Source organism: Pantoea sp. K16, from assembly GCF_048452805.1.
GTDB classification, from domain to species: domain Bacteria; phylum Pseudomonadota; class Gammaproteobacteria; order Enterobacterales; family Enterobacteriaceae; genus Pantoea; species Pantoea agglomerans.
The window spans coordinates 460,309-477,541 of record NZ_JBLWNV010000001.1 but is presented as its reverse complement, the minus strand read 5'-3'; the positions used below and the strand labels follow the sequence as shown (position 1 = coordinate 477,541).

General features: G+C 50.8%; 22 protein-coding genes and 1 pseudogene. 14 read left to right on the top strand and 9 right to left on the bottom strand.

Annotated features, from left to right (window positions below):
* Positions 1 to 52: 52 nt before the first annotated feature.
* A complete protein-coding gene (locus ACK13D_RS02315; protein ID WP_010247012.1) occupies positions 53 to 613 on the bottom strand; it encodes a fasciclin domain-containing protein in 561 nt (186 codons plus the stop codon).
* Between the two features lie 597 nt (positions 614 to 1,210).
* On the opposite strand from ACK13D_RS02315, the gene ACK13D_RS02310 reads away from it, so the two are divergent.
* The 4 genes from ACK13D_RS02310 to ACK13D_RS02295 are packed head-to-tail and all read left to right on the top strand — an operon-like array spanning position 1,211 to position 3,263.
* Complete coding sequence (locus tag ACK13D_RS02310; protein ID WP_072044071.1) at positions 1,211 to 1,369, top strand: IS3 family transposase; 159 nt, start codon at positions 1,211 to 1,213, stop codon at positions 1,367 to 1,369.
* Complete coding sequence (locus ACK13D_RS02305; RefSeq protein ID WP_080701297.1) at positions 1,333 to 1,659, top strand: helix-turn-helix domain-containing protein; 327 nt, start codon at positions 1,333 to 1,335, stop codon at positions 1,657 to 1,659. The genes ACK13D_RS02310 and ACK13D_RS02305 overlap by 37 nt, the downstream gene beginning before the upstream one ends.
* Before the next feature lie 34 nt (positions 1,660 to 1,693).
* Entirely contained in the window at positions 1,694 to 2,749 is a 1,056-nt protein-coding gene (locus tag ACK13D_RS02300) for an HNH endonuclease signature motif containing protein (protein WP_045140067.1), read from the top strand.
* A 7-nt stretch (positions 2,750 to 2,756) separates the two neighbouring features.
* On the top strand, positions 2,757 to 3,263 hold the full coding sequence (locus tag ACK13D_RS02295; protein WP_045140066.1) for a YrhA family protein: 507 nt from the start codon (positions 2,757 to 2,759) through the stop codon (positions 3,261 to 3,263).
* A gap of 276 nt (positions 3,264 to 3,539) precedes the next feature.
* Here ACK13D_RS02295 and ACK13D_RS02290 read toward each other — a convergent pair whose 3' ends face one another.
* Positions 3,540 to 5,114: a methyl-accepting chemotaxis protein gene (locus ACK13D_RS02290; protein ID WP_033773466.1), complete on the bottom strand. Its 1,575-nt coding sequence runs from the start codon at positions 5,112 to 5,114 to the stop codon at positions 3,540 to 3,542.
* 299 nt (positions 5,115 to 5,413) lie between these two features.
* Here ACK13D_RS02290 and ACK13D_RS02285 point away from each other — a divergent pair.
* Positions 5,414 to 5,692: pseudogene (locus ACK13D_RS02285) on the top strand (GrpB family protein); the annotation flags it as partial.
* A 27-nt stretch (positions 5,693 to 5,719) separates the two neighbouring features.
* Here ACK13D_RS02285 and ACK13D_RS02280 read toward each other — a convergent pair.
* Together ACK13D_RS02280 and ACK13D_RS02275 are read right to left on the bottom strand one after the other, a co-directional pair.
* Positions 5,720 to 6,241: a GNAT family N-acetyltransferase gene (locus tag ACK13D_RS02280; RefSeq protein WP_418795568.1), complete on the bottom strand. Its 522-nt coding sequence runs from the start codon at positions 6,239 to 6,241 to the stop codon at positions 5,720 to 5,722.
* Between the two features lie 109 nt (positions 6,242 to 6,350).
* Positions 6,351 to 7,025, bottom strand: coding sequence for an SOS response-associated peptidase family protein (locus ACK13D_RS02275; protein ID WP_418795567.1), 675 nt, complete (start codon positions 7,023 to 7,025; stop codon positions 6,351 to 6,353).
* A 133-nt stretch (positions 7,026 to 7,158) separates the two neighbouring features.
* On the opposite strand from ACK13D_RS02275, the gene ACK13D_RS02270 reads away from it, so the two are divergent.
* Both ACK13D_RS02270 and ACK13D_RS02265 read left to right on the top strand, forming a co-directional pair.
* Positions 7,159 to 7,593 carry a hypothetical protein gene (locus tag ACK13D_RS02270; RefSeq protein ID WP_122459766.1) on the top strand — a complete coding sequence of 145 codons (435 nt, stop codon included), beginning with the start codon at positions 7,159 to 7,161 and terminating at the stop codon, positions 7,591 to 7,593.
* Positions 7,594 to 7,740: 147 nt separating this feature from the next.
* Positions 7,741 to 7,989 (top strand): hypothetical protein, encoded by a 249-nt coding sequence (locus tag ACK13D_RS02265; RefSeq protein WP_418795566.1) that lies wholly within the window; start codon positions 7,741 to 7,743, stop codon positions 7,987 to 7,989.
* 129 nt (positions 7,990 to 8,118) lie between these two features.
* On the opposite strand, the gene ACK13D_RS02260 is transcribed toward ACK13D_RS02265, so the two are convergent.
* The gene (locus ACK13D_RS02260; RefSeq protein ID WP_033743904.1) at positions 8,119 to 8,535 is read right to left on the bottom strand and encodes a cell envelope integrity TolA C-terminal domain-containing protein; all 417 of its coding nucleotides are present in this window, start codon (positions 8,533 to 8,535) and stop codon (positions 8,119 to 8,121) included.
* Between the two features lie 337 nt (positions 8,536 to 8,872).
* Here ACK13D_RS02260 and ACK13D_RS02255 point away from each other — a divergent pair, with 337 nt between their 5' ends.
* Positions 8,873 to 9,118 (top strand): ParD-like family protein, encoded by a 246-nt coding sequence (locus ACK13D_RS02255; protein ID WP_010247005.1) that lies wholly within the window; start codon positions 8,873 to 8,875, stop codon positions 9,116 to 9,118.
* Positions 9,115 to 9,900, top strand: a complete 786-nt coding sequence (map, locus tag ACK13D_RS02250) for a type I methionyl aminopeptidase (RefSeq protein ID WP_182500612.1) — start codon at positions 9,115 to 9,117, stop codon at positions 9,898 to 9,900. Before ACK13D_RS02255 ends, map begins: the two co-directional genes overlap by 4 nt.
* 36 nt (positions 9,901 to 9,936) lie before the next feature.
* Here map and ACK13D_RS02245 read toward each other — a convergent pair whose 3' ends face one another.
* On the bottom strand, positions 9,937 to 11,031 hold the full coding sequence (locus ACK13D_RS02245) for a sensor domain-containing diguanylate cyclase (RefSeq protein WP_418795565.1): 1,095 nt from the start codon (positions 11,029 to 11,031) through the stop codon (positions 9,937 to 9,939).
* Between the two features lie 202 nt (positions 11,032 to 11,233).
* Positions 11,234 to 11,542, bottom strand: a complete 309-nt coding sequence (locus ACK13D_RS02240) for a hypothetical protein (RefSeq protein ID WP_010247001.1) — start codon at positions 11,540 to 11,542, stop codon at positions 11,234 to 11,236.
* A gap of 230 nt (positions 11,543 to 11,772) precedes the next feature.
* On the opposite strand from ACK13D_RS02240, the gene ACK13D_RS02235 reads away from it, so the two are divergent.
* The 3 genes from ACK13D_RS02235 (at position 11,773) to ACK13D_RS02225 (ending at position 13,022) form a co-directional block, all read left to right on the top strand.
* The gene (locus ACK13D_RS02235; RefSeq protein ID WP_010670434.1) at positions 11,773 to 11,997 is read left to right on the top strand and encodes a hypothetical protein; all 225 of its coding nucleotides are present in this window, start codon (positions 11,773 to 11,775) and stop codon (positions 11,995 to 11,997) included.
* Between the two features lie 2 nt (positions 11,998 to 11,999).
* Positions 12,000 to 12,242, top strand: a complete 243-nt coding sequence (locus ACK13D_RS02230) for a hypothetical protein (protein ID WP_033768865.1) — start codon at positions 12,000 to 12,002, stop codon at positions 12,240 to 12,242.
* 93 nt (positions 12,243 to 12,335) lie between these two features.
* Positions 12,336 to 13,022, top strand: a complete 687-nt coding sequence (locus ACK13D_RS02225; protein ID WP_010246994.1) for a RipA family octameric membrane protein — start codon at positions 12,336 to 12,338, stop codon at positions 13,020 to 13,022.
* Positions 13,023 to 13,242: 220 nt separating this feature from the next.
* Here ACK13D_RS02225 and ACK13D_RS02220 read toward each other — a convergent pair whose 3' ends face one another.
* Positions 13,243 to 14,292 carry an NAD(P)-dependent alcohol dehydrogenase gene (locus ACK13D_RS02220; RefSeq protein ID WP_207253875.1) on the bottom strand — a complete coding sequence of 350 codons (1,050 nt, stop codon included), beginning with the start codon at positions 14,290 to 14,292 and terminating at the stop codon, positions 13,243 to 13,245.
* A gap of 111 nt (positions 14,293 to 14,403) precedes the next feature.
* Here ACK13D_RS02220 and ACK13D_RS02215 point away from each other — a divergent pair, with 111 nt between their 5' ends.
* Complete coding sequence (locus tag ACK13D_RS02215; protein WP_010246990.1) at positions 14,404 to 14,796, top strand: winged helix-turn-helix transcriptional regulator; 393 nt, start codon at positions 14,404 to 14,406, stop codon at positions 14,794 to 14,796.
* Positions 14,797 to 14,825: 29 nt separating this feature from the next.
* On the opposite strand, the gene ACK13D_RS02210 is transcribed toward ACK13D_RS02215, so the two are convergent.
* Positions 14,826 to 15,647 carry a Cof-type HAD-IIB family hydrolase gene (locus tag ACK13D_RS02210; RefSeq protein ID WP_139016403.1) on the bottom strand — a complete coding sequence of 274 codons (822 nt, stop codon included), beginning with the start codon at positions 15,645 to 15,647 and terminating at the stop codon, positions 14,826 to 14,828.
* A 255-nt stretch (positions 15,648 to 15,902) separates the two neighbouring features.
* Here ACK13D_RS02210 and ACK13D_RS02205 point away from each other — a divergent pair, with 255 nt between their 5' ends.
* Complete coding sequence (locus ACK13D_RS02205) at positions 15,903 to 17,165, top strand: DUF1479 domain-containing protein (protein WP_418795564.1); 1,263 nt, start codon at positions 15,903 to 15,905, stop codon at positions 17,163 to 17,165.
* Positions 17,166 to 17,233: the final 68 nt, after the last annotated feature.

Below are 17,233 nucleotides of genomic sequence, written 5' to 3'. Positions count from 1 at the left end.
TGTTAAAGGTGTAGCCACCCGATCAGTGGCTACACACAGTATAGGTAACGCTTTACGGCATCAGCACGGTATCAATAACGTCAATCACACCGTTACTCTGATTCACATCATACGTAGTGATACTGGCAACATTGCCCTGAGCATCTTTAAGCTGAATGTTGTGCGGGCCATTTGCCATCACCCACAGTGATTCGCCATTGACCGTTTTCAGCTCGGCTTTGCCTCCTCCCGCTTTGATTTTTTTCTCCAGCGCTTTCATGTCCAGTTTTCCTGCGACCACGTGATAGGTCAGGACACTGGTGAGTTTTTGTTTATTTTCTGGCTTAAGCAGGGAGTCGACCGTGCCCTTAGGCAGTTTTTCAAAGGCGGCATTGGTGGGCGCAAAAACGGTAAACGGCCCCTTCCCTTCAAGTGTCGGGACCAGGCCGGCGGCTTTAACGGCAGCCACCAGCGTAGTGTGGTCTTTCGAGTTAACAGCATTCTCAACAATATTTTTCGATGGGTACATGGCGGCACCGCCGACCATCACCGTGTCGCTGTCCATGCTCGCCGCGTAAGTGGCGCCACTGAAGACTAATGCAGAAAAAATCAGAGTTGGCAGGAATGGTTTCATTTTCACTTCCCTCATTGAGTTAACGGACAGGGCGAGAGCGCCCTTATCTGTTAATACGAATGAGGGAGGAAAACGGATGCAAAAAAATTTAAATTTTTTTCGCGGGGGTGTTCTGCTTCATGAGAATGCGGATTGATGGGTACAGACCAGCCCTGTTTTTGTCGCTCATGCCTGACTTATCGAACTAACGATAAAGCCATGAAGGTAATTACTAAAACGGCTCCTTTCCTTCAAGCTGATACTGCCAGTGCGGACATAACGGCGGTTAATGACCATATATTTGTTAAAATGACGGGTAAGGTTTACTCCTTCACAAACTCTGCATTTTTCTACGATGGTAAGACGCCAGTGATGCCACGTGTTGATTTAAATTCAACCGCGCCCGACCCATGGAAGTAGAGGTTAATCTTGTGATTTATCATCATTTCCCTCATAAACAAACCTGTTTTTCAAAAGGCTAAAACTTACGGGCGAGGTCAATATGTTTACATTGAATATTTCAGTCTCTGAGCGTCCCGGAATGTCCGCCAAAAGAAAAGCCCTCCGATTGAACTGCACCCCAAAAGTTGGAAACCCGACTGATTAAGGTGCAGTTCAGTGAGCAGTCCTAAGTTTCCCCTTGAATTACGGCTCGCCGTTGTCACGCATTATCTCAACAGCAGGGATGGTTATCGTGAGACGGCTAACCGTTTTGGCGTGGGCCGCACGGCGGTTCGCCGCTGGGTTTCCGCACGGCAGCCGGCATTGACGGGCTGACATGGAAAACGGGTGACTACACTCCTGAGTTCCGGCTGAAGGTTGTCCGCGCCGTCATCAATGATAAACTCTCGCTTCGCGATGCCACCGCTCAGTTTAACCTTCCCAATGAGAGCACCGTTTACCAGTGGGTCAAACGCTTTCAGGCGTCCGGGGCCGGGGCGCTCTCCGGCCTGAAACGCGGAAGACCGAAAAAGCCGGCACCAGAATTTAGGTGCAGACTTCTGATCTACCACCAAAAAAGTATTCCGCTGCTCATTTTTTCCATTAACTACGCTAATTCTCTATAATTGGAGTGTCACCGATATAGCGTAAAGGGATATTATGCTACGTAACTGCCAGGCCAGAACTCTGGATGATATCTACCTCAACGATATTCCCCATATTGTTCCCCCCGATACCGCGTACAGCTATCTTTCAGATACGGCAAATCCCGGACGTATCATTCGTGAGTGGGATTTGCCTGATGGATACTCGCTGCTTGTAAGGCGCTATCTCAGCATGCATTTCCAGCAGCCACATATGGCCTACCGGGACGCGTTGTATGAGGTGAGAAGCGGAAATATCGTTATACTCCGGCGCGAAAGTGGCACAATTTACGGCAGTGTTGCTAACTCAGACGGCAGTCTTATCAGTACGCTGCCGCTTTTTCTGCGTTCTCGCCTTGAAGTTGTGATAAGACGACAGCTTGTCCGCCCCGTAGCCACCAGAGGTAATCCGGCTCAGCGCCCACAGACAGGTAATACTATCAACAGCAAAGCTGCGGGAAGGCTTCTGGCCGCTGGCGGGATTTATAATGGCAATCCGGAAGGATTCAGAAAGACCGCCGAACAGTTAGGCGGTGATGCGGTGAAGGGATACGACAGCGTTCTCAACGAAACCACTTCCGGGATGATGGTCGCAGCTGCTTCACTGCTGGTTGTCCGTAACCCAGTTGCTGCGGAAGAATTGACCAGCTATCTGGGAAAATACAAAAAGGCACACGTTCTCCTGGATGATGTCAACGTGTCAGAGTTGAACTATGTTCGCCGTGACCGCGCTGAATATGCCGCGCTACGTGGTGAGTTCAACAGTTCTGTTCGTCCCAACTTCCTCAAATCGATTTCCGGGCACCCTGATGCACTATCAACGTTTGATTCTAACAATCTTATACGCCTTGCCGATGGTAAAGTGCCGCCCGGTTGGCAGGTTCACCACAAGATCCCACTCGATGACAGTGGAACAAATGCTTTGAATAATCTGATACTGATCCAAAACTCGCCATATCACTCCGCGCTTTCAAAGACACAGGCGATAATCACTAAAGACCTCCCATACAACGCCAGCACTAACGTTTTATGGCCTTCGCCGAACGGCGTAATTTACCCTGTAGGGAAGTGAAAACGATATGAATAACACAATTCAGATAATGGGTATCTTCAAAAATTTGATGATTTCCGATAGTTACCCGATAGCCAGCCCAATAGCACCAGATGTTATTACGGACTTGAAGCGCAATCCTGCGCCAATGGAATGGGATGAAACTAAACGCGGTGTTTACTCGGATATTCAGAAACTAGTGATGAATCGCCAGGACTACGCCGATATGCTCGAAGTCATGGATGGTCTGGAATACAACGGACTCACCCTGTATAGCCTGACGCAGGCAGAGAATGATGAGTTGGCATGGTCAAATATCTATATCAGGAACATTGATACGCGCGATAATGACGTCTACGTTGATCCCAATCTGACAGACAAACTGCTGATTGGTGAAGATGGAATGTCCGTATTCGTGTACAGCTTCAAAGAGAAATGTTTTCAAATTCGTGACAAAGCATCAACTGATTACGTTATTGAAGAGTACGAAACCTTCAGCGACCTCTTATCGGCCCTTATCGACATAGTAAAATAAAGTTATCTCTGTCTTAGGGGCATTGACAATAGAACACCCAAAGTTGATAGAACACAGAATTATAAAGTGCTGTTGAAGCCCCCCGACCAATCTATATCAAGTTGGTCGAGGGGATCCTCCGATGAAACAGTGTCCAACATTACGGGGACAGTTCACGATGGAGGGCTTGTACTAATCTGAGAGAAATCGCTCCCTGACATCCATTCCGGCAATATGAAACGGACAAATCAGCCGCGTTTCTCCCGCATCTTTCAACGTGAGCTGTAACCATAAAGCTTAAATGCGGAAGGCATTCACTGCTTCACGTAAAGCGTGTGCCTGGGCTGAAAGCGACTGTGATGCCGAAGAGGACTCCTCAACCAGAGCAGCGTTATTCTGCGTGACGCCGTCCATCTCGTTCACTGCGATGCTGACCTGTGAAATGCCCTGCATCTGTTCAGCTGAGGCGAGTGAGATGTTATCCATCGCGACGGCGAGTTTTCCAACCATCGCATTGATATCAAGAATGCTCTTGCCGGTGCCGGTTGCCACGACAACACCACTTTCGACCTGCGCCACAGCCTCTTCAATCAGATGTTTAATATCTCTGGCTGCCGTTGCACTGCGCTGTGCCAGCGTCCTGACTTCACCCGCAACGACGGCGAAACCTCGACCCTGTTCGCCCGCTCGTGCTGCTTCGACTGCCGCGTTAAGCGCCAGAATGTTGGTCTGAAATGCAATTCCTTCGATAACGGAGGTAATATCCCGGACTTTCACCGCGCTTTTTGAAATATCATTCATCGTCTCTGACATGCGCTGCATATCGTGTTCACCCGAACGCGCCAGCGCAGCGGTTTCACGGGCTGAATCCGCGGTCTGCTGTGCGCCCGCTGCATTACTTTTTACCGTGACCGTAAGCTGCTCAATACTGGCGGCGGTTTCCTGCAAAGCGGCGGCCTGCTGCTCTGTACGGGAAGAGAGTTCAGTATTGCCCTGGGAAATTTCATCAGCTGCCATGGCGACCGAAGCGGAAGAATCTTTAATCTGCGAGACCAGGTCACGCAGATTGCTCTGCATGCTATCCAGAGAAGCCATCATGCTGACGGTATCCCCCTGACGAAGGGTGACCTTTGTCGTCAGATCGCCCGCCGCAATCGCAGCGGCCAGGCCCTGCGCATGCGAAGGTTCGCCACCCAGCTGAGTCTTGATCCAGCGGGTGATCAGCCCACTCATCACAAATCCCATCACAACAAACAGGGTGGTCAGGCCAGCCAGCGTCATATAAACACCGGAGAGCGCCTGCGTGGACGTTTCCGCCGTTTTACTCGTTACCCGCGCCTGATAATCAACCATCCCATCTACCGCACTGCGGTAGTGCGAAAGCGCAGGGATCAGTTCACCACGGAGTTTTTCCGGGAACGGAGTGGCGTTCTGCATAAACAGGTTTTGCTCTGCCTGATGAAGCGGACCCGCTGCCACTTCGATTTTATTTAATTGCGTGGAAGCCTCTTCTACTTCAGCAAGATTGATCCCCGGAATGCTTTTGGCACCGTTGATCAGTTCGCGAAAATGCGCGGTGGTATTATCACTGTTGGTCTGCAACGCAGAGAACTGGGTTTTTATAGTGGCCTCTGCCTGAGGCTGAGTGTCTGAAGCCACGGACAGTAAAAGGACAGTTTGCTGAGTTAAATTATCTTTTAGCGTCTGCAGGGCCTGGAGATCGCCCAGCCGCGCGCGCGTCAATTCCTGCTGATCGCTGGCCGTATTGAGTTTAAACCCGGCAAATCCTGTCACAAAAACGCCCGTTAAGATGACTGTGAGGAATGCCGCAGTGAGCATGACGCTTAATTTTATTTTTTTGTTCCGATACATAGGAGACCCCGATGTTTGAATTAATAGGTTATCACCGACGTTCCGCTTCTATGGCTCGCTGGTACTGGATCTGTTATCGGCAGCGGGGAAAGAAATTACAGTAATGAAAGGGGTAAGAAGCGATGATTCCTGGGCTGAGTAAAAGGGTAAATCCCTGACGGATGCCATTAAGGCAGTGAGTGTTATTCTCGTAACTTGTCGCCTGAATGCGGATAAAACTATTCCAGCTTCGCTTGTGGCACCACGGATTTAACAGACTCTTCAGCGTCATTTGAGATGACTGACAATAGAAGTGTCCTCGTGGTGAGAACGGAATCTCAGGCCGCAGATATTTTATTAAGGGTGGAGAAAGGCGTAGCCATCAGGTGCATGCGTTTGCAGCTGGAGACGAACAGATAATAAGGCACCTTGCTTTCCGTGATTACCTCAGAGAAAACAGAGATATCGCAGCAACCTATGCTGAGATAAAGCGTGAAGCAGCATCACTCTGTAACAACGATGCTCAACGCTACAGCGCGCTCAAAGCGAACTTTATAGCGCATCATCTACAGCTCGCACTGATTGACCTGAAACGATAGGTACTGACAGGACAGGATATATCCTCCTCACCCCCGTTTTTGATTCCATTCATCCTGACTCAGGGTAAACAGCATGCTTGCGGGCGCATTTTCCACATCATAAATATCCCGGGTATGACGGAGTCCGGCCTTAATCAGAACCTTTTGTGAAGCCAGATGATTCGCTCTTACGACTGCAGAAATTTCAGCCAGTTTTATCTCTTCGAACCCATAACTAACTGCATAGTTCGCAAATTCCGTCGCCAGTCCTTTCCCCCAGGATTCCGGAGAGAAACGATATCCCAGATTATTGATCGTGATATCGGCAAAGCTTCTGATGCTCAATCCCCCAAAACCGATGATTCTTTCTGGATTATCCTGAAGCGAGATAGCCCAACTGCCGAAGCCATTCAATTCCCAGTGACTGATAGAGCGCGATAGCACTTCCCGTGAATGATGGATATCCGGATGTGGGCCCGCGGGATTAAACGTATTCGTCGCAGGGTCGCCGTAGATCCTGTAAAGATCATCGGCATCTGATGGGGTGACTGGCCGAAGAAACAACCGCATAGTGTCTTGCTGCAAAATAAACGCTCTCAGATTAAGAAACGAGTGATCCTGTTTTTATAACGGGAAACGGTGCGGGAAACTATGTAAATCTCTCACCTCATCAGTCTGTTCAGTCAGGCTTGATCTCTTTAATAAGCGCTTCACCCTGATTGTGGATGTTGCCGACTTTGGCTGTAACAGGATGCCAGGTAAAGTCCTTTTCCGGCAATGCGGCTTCATGTGCAATTTCCTGAGCACGTTCTGACGTGGTTTCGGCACTGAGCCATTCGCGTACAGCATCCGCACTTAAAACCAGCGGGCGTCGGTCATGGATATCAACCATGCCTTTATTGCTCGCTGCCGTTACGATAACAAAACCCTCATGCCCATGATCCTTACCATAAGGAGCTTTGCCGATAGCGGCGAAGAACAGCGGTTCTTTCTCTTTGTGGTAGATAAAGTAAGGCTGTTTTTTGTCGCCCTCTCGCTTCCATTCATACCAGCCATTGGCAGGAACAATGCCGCGACCATGCTCCCACAGCGGTTTGAACATGCGTCCCGTCGCAGCGGTTTCACCACGCGCATTGATAAGCGGTTGTTTGTCCCACCACTCCGGACCGTAACCCCAGTAAACCGGATCAAAGTGCAGTTCATTATCCCGCTCATTGAGCAAGAGCACTTTGGTGCCTGGCGCTACGTTAAAGCGGTCTATCGGCTCCGGATCATAAATAATTTCATCGGGCTTCATCCCCAGGGATGCAAAGTAATCGTCTCTGCTGCTGTACTGCGCAAACCGTCCACACATGGGGACCTCCTCTCATAAGGATAGCGCAGCGTTGAACGAGTTAAATAAATCTAAAAAAATTGTTCTTCTGGCTGAAGATATCGTGATTTTTGACGAGAACATAATTAATGAATATGAATAAACCGGAGCAGTAATGAAGGGAATTATTTTAAGTCTGGCTATGGCATCACTGATGGCTGCCTCGTTTACAGCTGATGCGCGCGGCCATCGTGGTGGGGGTGGGCATAGAAGCTACAGCCATAGTTTTAGTTCAGCTTACTCATCACAAACAACGACACCCAGAATCAAGAAGAGATATTCCAGCAGCAAGCGAACGGCCAGATATGCTACTGCGGGCGTGGCGGGTTATGGCGCATACCAGGCCCATAACTACACGTCATCCTACGTGCGTGAGAAGGGCCGTCAGGCCGCAAGAAAACCCTCAACGAACAGCTATGACAACCAGTATCCAAATCAGCCCCAGGCTCAGCCAGTTAGCCAGAATATGGCACCGACATGTTCACCCTTATCTATGGTAAGCCAGCCGGGCTATACAAACCTGCCTGTATGCCTGGGCAGTGTTAATTGATTTCAAGCCTTGTAGCGATGAAACGACGATGAATTGATATTTTTCAGGAAGACACATTTTACAGAATGCCACTTACCGCACCCCGGAGAGGTCATATTTTAGTGACTTCGTAGGGACACGAACCTTTAATAATATGAGATATAACTCATGACCATAGTTTTTATACCTGCCCTCATCCCATTACTGATGAGAATTGAGAATGAGAAAGGAAGCCCGCTTACTGAGCACGAAGTCAGTAGCATCCGTGATAATGCCACAACTATCGAAGTGCCGCGTGATGTTGCTCTCGCCATGGCTGAATGCCGCGGTTACTTCGATATCAACCCTGAAAATTGCTGGGCTGAATGGAGCTTTTACCGGAGTAAGAGTTTGCTGTCAGTTGCTGACAACGGATAACTGCATCGCGGTACACAGTTTTAGCAGCCGGTATCTGACGGCATAGCTTCAGAGCAGCACGGTGCCTTATGGGATTGTGAGTTTAGACATTTAAGTGCAACGCTTAACACTTTCCTTAGCTATGTAATCTTATTGCGGAGCAAAATGTATCGGGATTTCATCCTTCATAAAGGCGGGTCTCATTGGAAAAGTGTGGGCATCTGCAGCTTGTTTGATTGCTTTAATTGCAGCAGCGCACAGAGCTGGATCTCCGCCCTGAACGTTGATGCTTACCGGAGGCTCGCCTTCCGGCTGCCTGATCCTTACATCACATGTTTTACCGCGATAATTATCTGCATCGAAAAACCGATATTGTATTGCTGTAACAGCCTGGCAGAGCCAAAGCTGAGTTTCACGCTCTTGAGTTTGCTGTGGTGTCTGAGATTCACACTGACTTTTAATCTCTGACGCGTCGGGAGTCTTAATTCCCTTTTGTCGGATGTGATTTGTGCTCATATGGCATCCTGAAACTGCCAATGCGGCAGTCAAAGCAATTATTCTTTTCATGATTTCATCCCTGATCTTTGCCCATATTTTATACCATTAATTCTACTGACTTAATATCCACAGCCATCAGAACAACCCAGTACTTCATCTGCTCAGTCATCAGCTACGTTTTCAAAAAAAGACAGTGTTTCGGCGCTTTTTCGGCGGGGCTGCCCTACTGTTACCTGGCAATACACACCTCTCTATTATCTATAAATTTTTCTGTTCCGATGGAATGCGTGGCCGTTGGTCATCATTCTGTACCCTGCTTCAGACGCGCAACAATCTCACCCCTCTTTTCAAACCACGCCGATAACGTTAAGCTATACGAAACATATACGTTTCATATAAGGCTTGCATGGGTATCGTAAAAATCTCCGACCTGATGCATGAGAATCTGCGCATCGCCAGTCAGGCGATGAGCCGCTCAATTAATGCACAGGCAGAACACTGGCTAAAACTCGGTATGCTGGCAGAACTCTATCCACAGCAGACCCAACATCAACTGGCGCAGATGCTAATCCGGCTTGAACTGGAAGGCAGCGCTGATATACGCAATATGCTCCCTAAAGAGAGCCTCACCACACAAGGAGACGTGTCATGAACAGCGTTAAAATTCATACCGCAGCGGAAATCGAAATGGCACGGGCAGCCGGACAGGCTGCGGCTCAGGTGCTGGCGATGATTACACCTCACGTCCGTCCCGGCATCACCACGGAAGAACTGGATGATATCTGTCACGACTTCATCGTGAATGAGCTTAAAGTAACGCCAGCAAACATCGGTTATCACGGTTATAACCGTACCACCTGCACGTCGGTCAATCATGTGGTCTGCCACGGCATCCCGGCCAGCAAAAAACTCAAGGATGGCGATATCGTTAATATCGATGTAGCGATCATCAAAGATGGCTGGTATGGCGATACCAGCCGGATGTACTTTGTCGGCACACCGTCAGTCCGTGCCAAACGTCTGGTGGAGATCACCTATCAGTCGATGGTCGCCGGTATCAAAACCGTCCGTCCTGGCGCGACGCTGGGCGATGTGGGCGCGGCTATCCAGCGTGTCGCTGAATCGGCTGGCTTCTCGGTGGTGCGTGAATATTGCGGTCACGGCGTCGGTGAAATTTACCACACCGATCCACAGGTGCTGCACTACGGCACGCCGGGCGAAGGGATGCCACTGAAAGCAGGCATGATTTTCACTATCGAACCGATGATTAATGCCGGTAAAGCCGGAACCAGCGTGCTGTCAGATGGCTGGACGGTGGTCACCAAAGATCGCTCGCTCTCGGCGCAATGGGAACATACCGTCGCCGTCACCGATGAGGGTTTTGATCTGCTCACGCCCTGGCCTGAAGGCACCGGCGACTACCCGGCGATTTAATCTCTCAGCCTGAGACAGGGGTCTCAGGCTGCATTGTTAACTGCCCCTGACTTCACTCAGCGTTTCCAGCGTGCCGGAATGCCACACCTGCACATCGTTACGTCCGGCGCGCTTGACCTGATACAGCGCCTCATCGGCACATCTCAGCCATTCATGAATTGTCGCCGCATCGCATGCCGGTGCAATCCCGATACTCACCGAGCACTGAAAGGTGGATGACGCCGGCAGCCGCAGCAGGGCAATCCCCTGTCTGATCTGCTCTGCCAGCAACATGATACTGGTTTCATCCGCATCCCGCACAATCACACACAGCTCATCGCCGCCAAAGCGGGCAGGTATATCTTTCAGGCCGACGCTGTCACGCAGTAGTGCCGAGATTTCTGCCAGCAGGAAGTCGCCGGCTTCATGCCCGAAGGTGTCGTTAACCTGTTTGAAGTGATCGACATCCAGCAGCATCAGCCAGGCTTTACCCTCACCTCGCTGTGTACGTAAAAACTCGCTTTCAAGCCGCCGCTCAAACAGACGTCGGTTAGGTATTTTCAGACCAGGATCCATCAGCGCAATGCGTTCCAGCTCCTGATTCTTCTTTCGCAGACTCAGGGTCAGATTGTGTGAAACCACGCTGCGCGCCAGCAGATAGCCGCTGGCGAGCGGCAGAGTCAGCCAGACGGTGCGGGTAGAGAAAGTCAGCTGCAAAGGCGCTTTTTCGGCTAACCAGGCCAGTAAAAAGGTCAACAGAAAGGCCTGCAGAGCAGACTTTAGCTGAACCCAACCGCCCGCCGAGTAACGATCAGAGATCAGTACCGCCATAATAATAATTGAGGGAAGCGGACTCAGCGCCATGGTTGCCACCCAGAAGCCGCCGAAAGCGGCATCCAGCGTCAGATTCTTACGTTCAAAACCCGTGGGATCGCGCGATCGCAATGCCAGTCTGAAGGCGGCATAGGGCCAGACAAACGCATTAGTAAATAGCAGTGCGCAGAGTTCCAGGCTTTTTCCCATCTCCATCAATACTGACAGAATGGGCAGGAAACAGAGAAAGGTGCCGAGCTGGCGCATCATGAACATGCGGCGCACAAATCGCGTCGATCGGCGCTTCAGCTGAATATCGTCAGGAGTGTAGTAATTCATATGCAGACTGAAGCAGCAACAGGTTATGGCAGTTTATCGGCAATTATTGAATTAAGGTAAAATATTTACAGAATATTCTTATTGCGGGTCGTGAAAGGCATCTCGTCAGGCTGTGACTTGTGTGCCGGGGACGATGGCAGTCAGGGAACAATGGCAGTAATGTGAAAAGATACCGCGCGCCATGAATACGCGCGGAAGCTTTTTATCGGCGGCCTTTAACCACTGAGGCAGACCAGTTGAAATCGCTGACTTCGCTGGCGGTCATTGAAGAAGGTTTTTTCTTACGCAGCGGTTTTTTCTTCTCCTTCTCAGCCTGCGCCCTCTCCTTCTCCAGTTTGCTGGTCATGATGATCTGACGAGCTTCACTATTGAATTCTTTCTCTTTTTTGCTATCAGGCTCTTTACCGGTTCGTTGACGGTACTTCTCGGCCAGGCCCTTATAGGTTTGCTCGACGGCCAGTCGTTCATCAGCGTTGAACTGATCAATGGAAATCATCTTTTTATCGTTCATAGCGGCGTGTCCTGTGGCGAGTTATTCCGGCAAGTGTACCGCATTTGCGGTCCGTTAACGCAGGGAATGGCATTAATCCGGTGAGCTGCTGATTCCGTCAGCACACGCAGCCCGGTAATTTCTCTGAAACCTGCGCTTAGCCCTGTAAAAAATAGGGTTATCTCTTAATATAAAACTAATGTTCATCAGGTTTACTGGCAGTGACCACGTACTGCCGAGGAGCTGAAGGAATGATAAAAGAGACCGATCGCCTGTCACAGGCATTATTACGGCGGCATGGGATTGGCGTTAAACAGAAACGTATACACTTCCGTGGCAGGGATTTGCTGTTTCAGCTGCACAACGCCCGCTATGAGGTGTTCAACGGCGATCGCTGTATTGCAACCGTCGATACCAACAATATCAATGAAGCCATTAAGCAGTTTAAAGCGCTGGACCAGCCTGGGGAGAAATAGCCATGCCAGACTATCGTCTGTTTCAGAAAGAGCAAACAGTCAGAGCCGTGAACACTGAGCGGCAGGATCAGCAGGACGCGTTAATGGCTGATGGCTATAAGATGGTGTGGGACGTGGTGCATGCCGATAACGCCGATGCCGCGCTGCTGCGCTATCAGCAACTGCGTCACGAAGAGGATAATGCTGAGCAGAGTTTCGCAAACGATTCAGTTTTAAGTAGTCTGATGAACCTGATATCCCGCTGAGTCAGTGCGGGGCTGGAGGTATAAAGCCAAAGTTACTGTTAATTCATGCTGTGCTGATTAGAATAAAGAAAATTTCCCGAATACAGGTTTCTGATGAAAATCACCATTCATAAAGAAGATGAGCTGTTTATGCACAACTTCTTTGCTGCGCCATGCCACACCGTTGAAACAGACTCACCACAGGCACAACAGATTCAGCAATCGCTTCAGCTGGCCATCCAGCAAAAAGGTGCAGAGGCTGATGGCGACTGGAAACGTAGTTTGACTTTTCTGATTCTGTTTCTCTTTTTATATGCTGCGCTGGGTGCCTCGCTGACACTTGATCTCAGCACCACTGGCACGCCTCATAAGAGTATTGAATATGCGCTGGAAGCGATTCCGGTGCTGATCGCTTTCTCCGGCTTCTTCATCTCTATTCTCTATCTGTTTCTGACCCGCGCCAGCGCGCGTAAACAGCGTAACTGGGAAAGGACTATCCTGGTGCTGGAGAAATACTCCATCGGAAATCTGTTTAAAGCGACGCATACCCAGGGCGGTGGTACCAGCAACTACTCCGTGCCCAACCTTTCTATTTCGCTCGCGCTGTTTATCTGCCTGACCTGGCTGGTGATTTATAACTATCTGACATTTACCACCAGCGGAGTGTTTGGCAGTGTCATCTCCCTGTTTATCAGCACCATGGTTTATGTGATTCTGGATATTCAGCTGCTTAAGCCTTTTACCCATGTTGTTGAGAAAGAAGAAGCGGAAAAGAGTGACACGGATAAAGAGCAGGATTAACTGCACCCCGTAAACGTCAAAACAGATACCCGGTCAATGAGCCGGGTATTTTTTTGTTTAATCAGAACGATCTTGCTGCAAGACCCCTGCTGCACGGAGTTCAATGAGGTGAGTTGATATTAAAACATTTAAGTATGTTGTAACTATATGCAGGGCTTTATCTTTCGGGTTCAGCCCGTGTAAAAGTCAGACGGTCCGCTTTTAAAGCGGACCGTATTCATCACCAGTGGGTTTTCTGCATATCGATGACAAAACGATATTTCACATCGCTGGTCAGCATACGTTCAAAGGCAGTTTCGACCTCTTCACCGGTGATCATCTCAACATCAGCCGTGATGTTGTGCTGACCACAGAAGTCGAGCATCTGCTGCGTTTCCTGAATGCTGCCAATCGATGTGCCACTGATGCTCAGGCGACGAAACACCATCGGTGTCACATTCGGTGATGGATGAGGTTGATCGGGTATGCCCACCAGCACCAGCTGACCATTGGTTTTCAGCGCACCGAGATAAGGATCAAGGTCGTGTGGTGCAGCGACACAGTCCAGAATGATATCCAGTGACGCCTGGCAGTCAGCCATTTGTGCGGCGTCTCGTGAGATCACCACGTTCTTAGCGCCGAGCCGGCGTGCATCTTCCCCTTTCGCCGGAGAAGTCGTAAACAGGGTGACTTCTGCGCCCAGTGCACTGGCCAGTTTAACCGCCATATGGCCCAATCCCCCAAGCCCGACCACACCCACACGATCGCCTGCTTTGACTTTAAAATGCTGCAACGGTGACCAGACGGTCACGCCAGCGCACAGCAGCGGTGCCACCGCATTCAGTGCCAGATTGTCGGGCACCGTGACCACAAAATGCTGGTCGGCGATGACATGCTGCGCATAGCCACCAAATGTCGTATTGCCGGTGTATTTATCCGTACCGTTGTAGGTCGGCGTGAAACCCGCCTCACAATATTGCTCTTCCTGCTGCTGACAGAAATGGCATTCACCACACGAGTCGACCATCACGCCCACGCCAACCGTATCCCCGGCGGCAAATTTAGTGACGTTGCCGCCCACTGCCACTACGCGTCCGACAATTTCGTGACCGGGAACCAGCGGATAGCGGCTGACTCCCCATTCATTACGGGCCATATGCAGATCGGAGTGACAGACACCGCAGTAAAGAATTTCGATTTTCACATCGTCAGACTGCAGCTCGCGTAACTCTACCTGTCCTGCCCGCAGCGGCTGGTCTGCCTGGGACGCTATCAGCGCATTAATTTTCATCTGTTGCCTCTTCTCACCTGGTGGTCGTAAAGAAAGCGGCCCACTATAGACACACGGAACCCCATTTGGTAGTAGTTACCTTTTGGTTACCATCATGTCTGGGAAGTCACTATGCCGGTCTGGGTTGAAGGAAAACTTTGCTTTTATGCGGATTCACCACCGCGCCGCCTGCTGGAACTCTTTTCGGTGAAGTGGAGCACGATGGTGCTGCATGCGCTCTACCACTGGCCGGAAAACCGGGCACGCACGGGTGAACTGGAGCGCAGCCTGCAGGGTATTTCGAAAAAGATGCTGATTCAGACGCTGCGTGAGCTGGAGCAGCGCGGACTGGTGTCACGTCAGGTGTGGCAGGTGGTACCACCAAAAGTGGAATACAGCCTCACGCCGTTGGGGCATACCTTCGCACAGCCAATAGAGCAGATGTATCAGTGGGGACTGGAGAATCAGGCTGCGCTGGATGAAATGGAACATCACGCGCGCAGCCATCAGGAGAGTGGCGGATAGAAGGCCGCCAGTTCTCACGCAGTGCAGGCTTAATCGAACGGGAATTCGCGCGCCAGCACGCGGGAAATGACATTCAGCGCGCCTTCATCATTGTTGCTCTGAGTCTGATAGCGCGCCACGGCAGCGACCGAATCAGCAGCATTGGCCATTGAGAAACTGAAGCAGGCCTGACGCAGCATCTCAATATCATTGGCGCTGTCACCAATCGCCAGCACTTCGCAATCGCTGATGCCCCACTTTTCCTGCAGCAGCGCAATGCCGTGTGCCTTATGGCAGCCGGGAATAATGAGATCAATAAAGCCAAAACCGCTGGATACCGGATGCATGATGTTTTCCAGCTCGCCCAGACGGGAATGCAGTCTTTGCAGCAGTGCATCCACCCCTTCGTGCTCCAGCTTCAGCGAGAATTTGAAAATGGTGTCGTCGATGGCATAGAGGTCATCGCGTTTTTCCAGCCGGTGATAGTGGTTTGCAAGCATTGCCATCACCTCATCAGAGGTGGATGAATGCATATAGGCGCCGTTGCGTCCACAGACCACGACCGCGATGTCAGGTTCATGCGCCAGGATATCGAGGATCTTATGCACTTTCTCCTGAGCTAACTCTCCGCAGAAGATCTCTTCATTACAGTCAGAAACCCATGCGCCATTTTCCGCCACGAAAGCGATCTCATCTTTGATGTCGGGAAAATAGCGCTGCAGCTGGTAATACTGATTACCACTGGCCACCACAAAACGGATGCCCTTCTGCTTCAGCAGCGCATACTGACGTGAAAACCGCTGAACGTTGTACTGCTTATTGTCGTCCAGAAAGGTGCCGTCCATATCCACCGCAATCATCTTAACCGCCATCTCGCCTGCCCCTATACGTTCGCCGTTCTGTCCTTTCGGCTGATTGATTTGATTCATAAAGCTTACTCGCTGTGTGGATTAATGAGAATGCAAATAGTGACTTTGCTAACGGCTTTCAGAGCGTTCCGGTTCCGGAGTTGTGTTATCACGCACGTTTTTTTTCGTTAAAAGGATGTTAACCTCAGTCGAATATTACGAATGAAGGTTATTTTAATTGCATTCGTAACTCAACCCCCAGATATTCAGGAGCACGAGATGCGTGAAGATTCCCGATCAACCCCTTTACCTGACGACGTCAAAACCGCTATTCGCGAGATGAAACAGCAGTTACGTCAACAGATTGGTGATGTCGATGCCCTTTTCCGTCAGGTTTGCGACAACATCACTGCTGCGATTGCTGAAGCAAAAGCAGATGAAAAGCGCACGGGCAGTGCCTGGCCGGTAGTGCCCATGCAGGACATTGCAGCGGGAAAGGTTTCGGATGAAACCCGGGCGCTGATTAAACGTCGCGGCTGTGTGGTAATTAAGCAGCACTTCGCGCGTGAGCAGGCGCTGGCATGGGATAAGTCGATGCTCGACTATCTGGATCTCAACCGGTTTGACGAACACTATCGCGGCCCCGGCGATGACTTTTTTGGATCGCTGGCCGCCTCCCGCCCCGAAATCTATCCGATTTACTGGTCACAGGCGCAAATGCAGGCGCGGCAGAGCGCGGCAATGGCTGACGCGCAATCTTTTCTGAACCGGTTATGGAAGTCTGAATCACCGGGAAAGCAGTGGTTTGACCCGGATGTCAGCGTTATCTATCCCGATCGCATCCGTCGCCGCTTGCCGGGCACCACCTCGAAGGGATTAGGCGCCCATACCGATTCCGGCGCGCTGGAACGCTGGTTACTCCCCGCGTATCAGCAGGTTTTCAGTAAGCTGTTTCACGGTGATTTTGCCGCTTACGACCCCTGGGATGCAGCTCACCGCACCGAAGTGGATGAGTATGATCTGCCGGGTACCACCAAATGTTCCGTGTTCCGGACCTTTCAGGGCTGGACCGCACTCTCCGATATGATCCCCGGTCAGGGCCTGCTGCACGTGGTGCCGGTGCCGCAGGCGATGGCCTATGTTCTGCTGCGCCCGCTGCTTTCAGACGTACCTGAAGATGAACTGTGCGGCGTCGCGCCGGGCCGGGTGTTGCCCGTTAATGAACAGTGGCATCCGCACCTGATTGCAGGACTCTGTTCGATACCGGCCTTAGAGGCGGGCGATTCGGTATGGTGGCACTGTGATGTGATCCACGCCGTTGCACCGGTTGAAGATCAGCAGGGCTGGGGCAATGTGATGTATATCCCCGCTGCACCTATGTGTGACAAAAACCGCGCCTATGCCCGGCGGGTTGCACAGGCCCTGGAGCAGGGACGTTCACCGGGAGATTTTCCGCCAGAAGATTATGAAACAGAGTGGGGCCAGCGTTTTACGCTGCAGGATCTCAATCTTAACGGACGCCGGTCGCTGGATTTGTCCTGATCCCAATCCCGCGTTGTACACCAGCGCGGGATATCCCTGTTACACTGGAGCTTCTTTTTTCTGCGAAA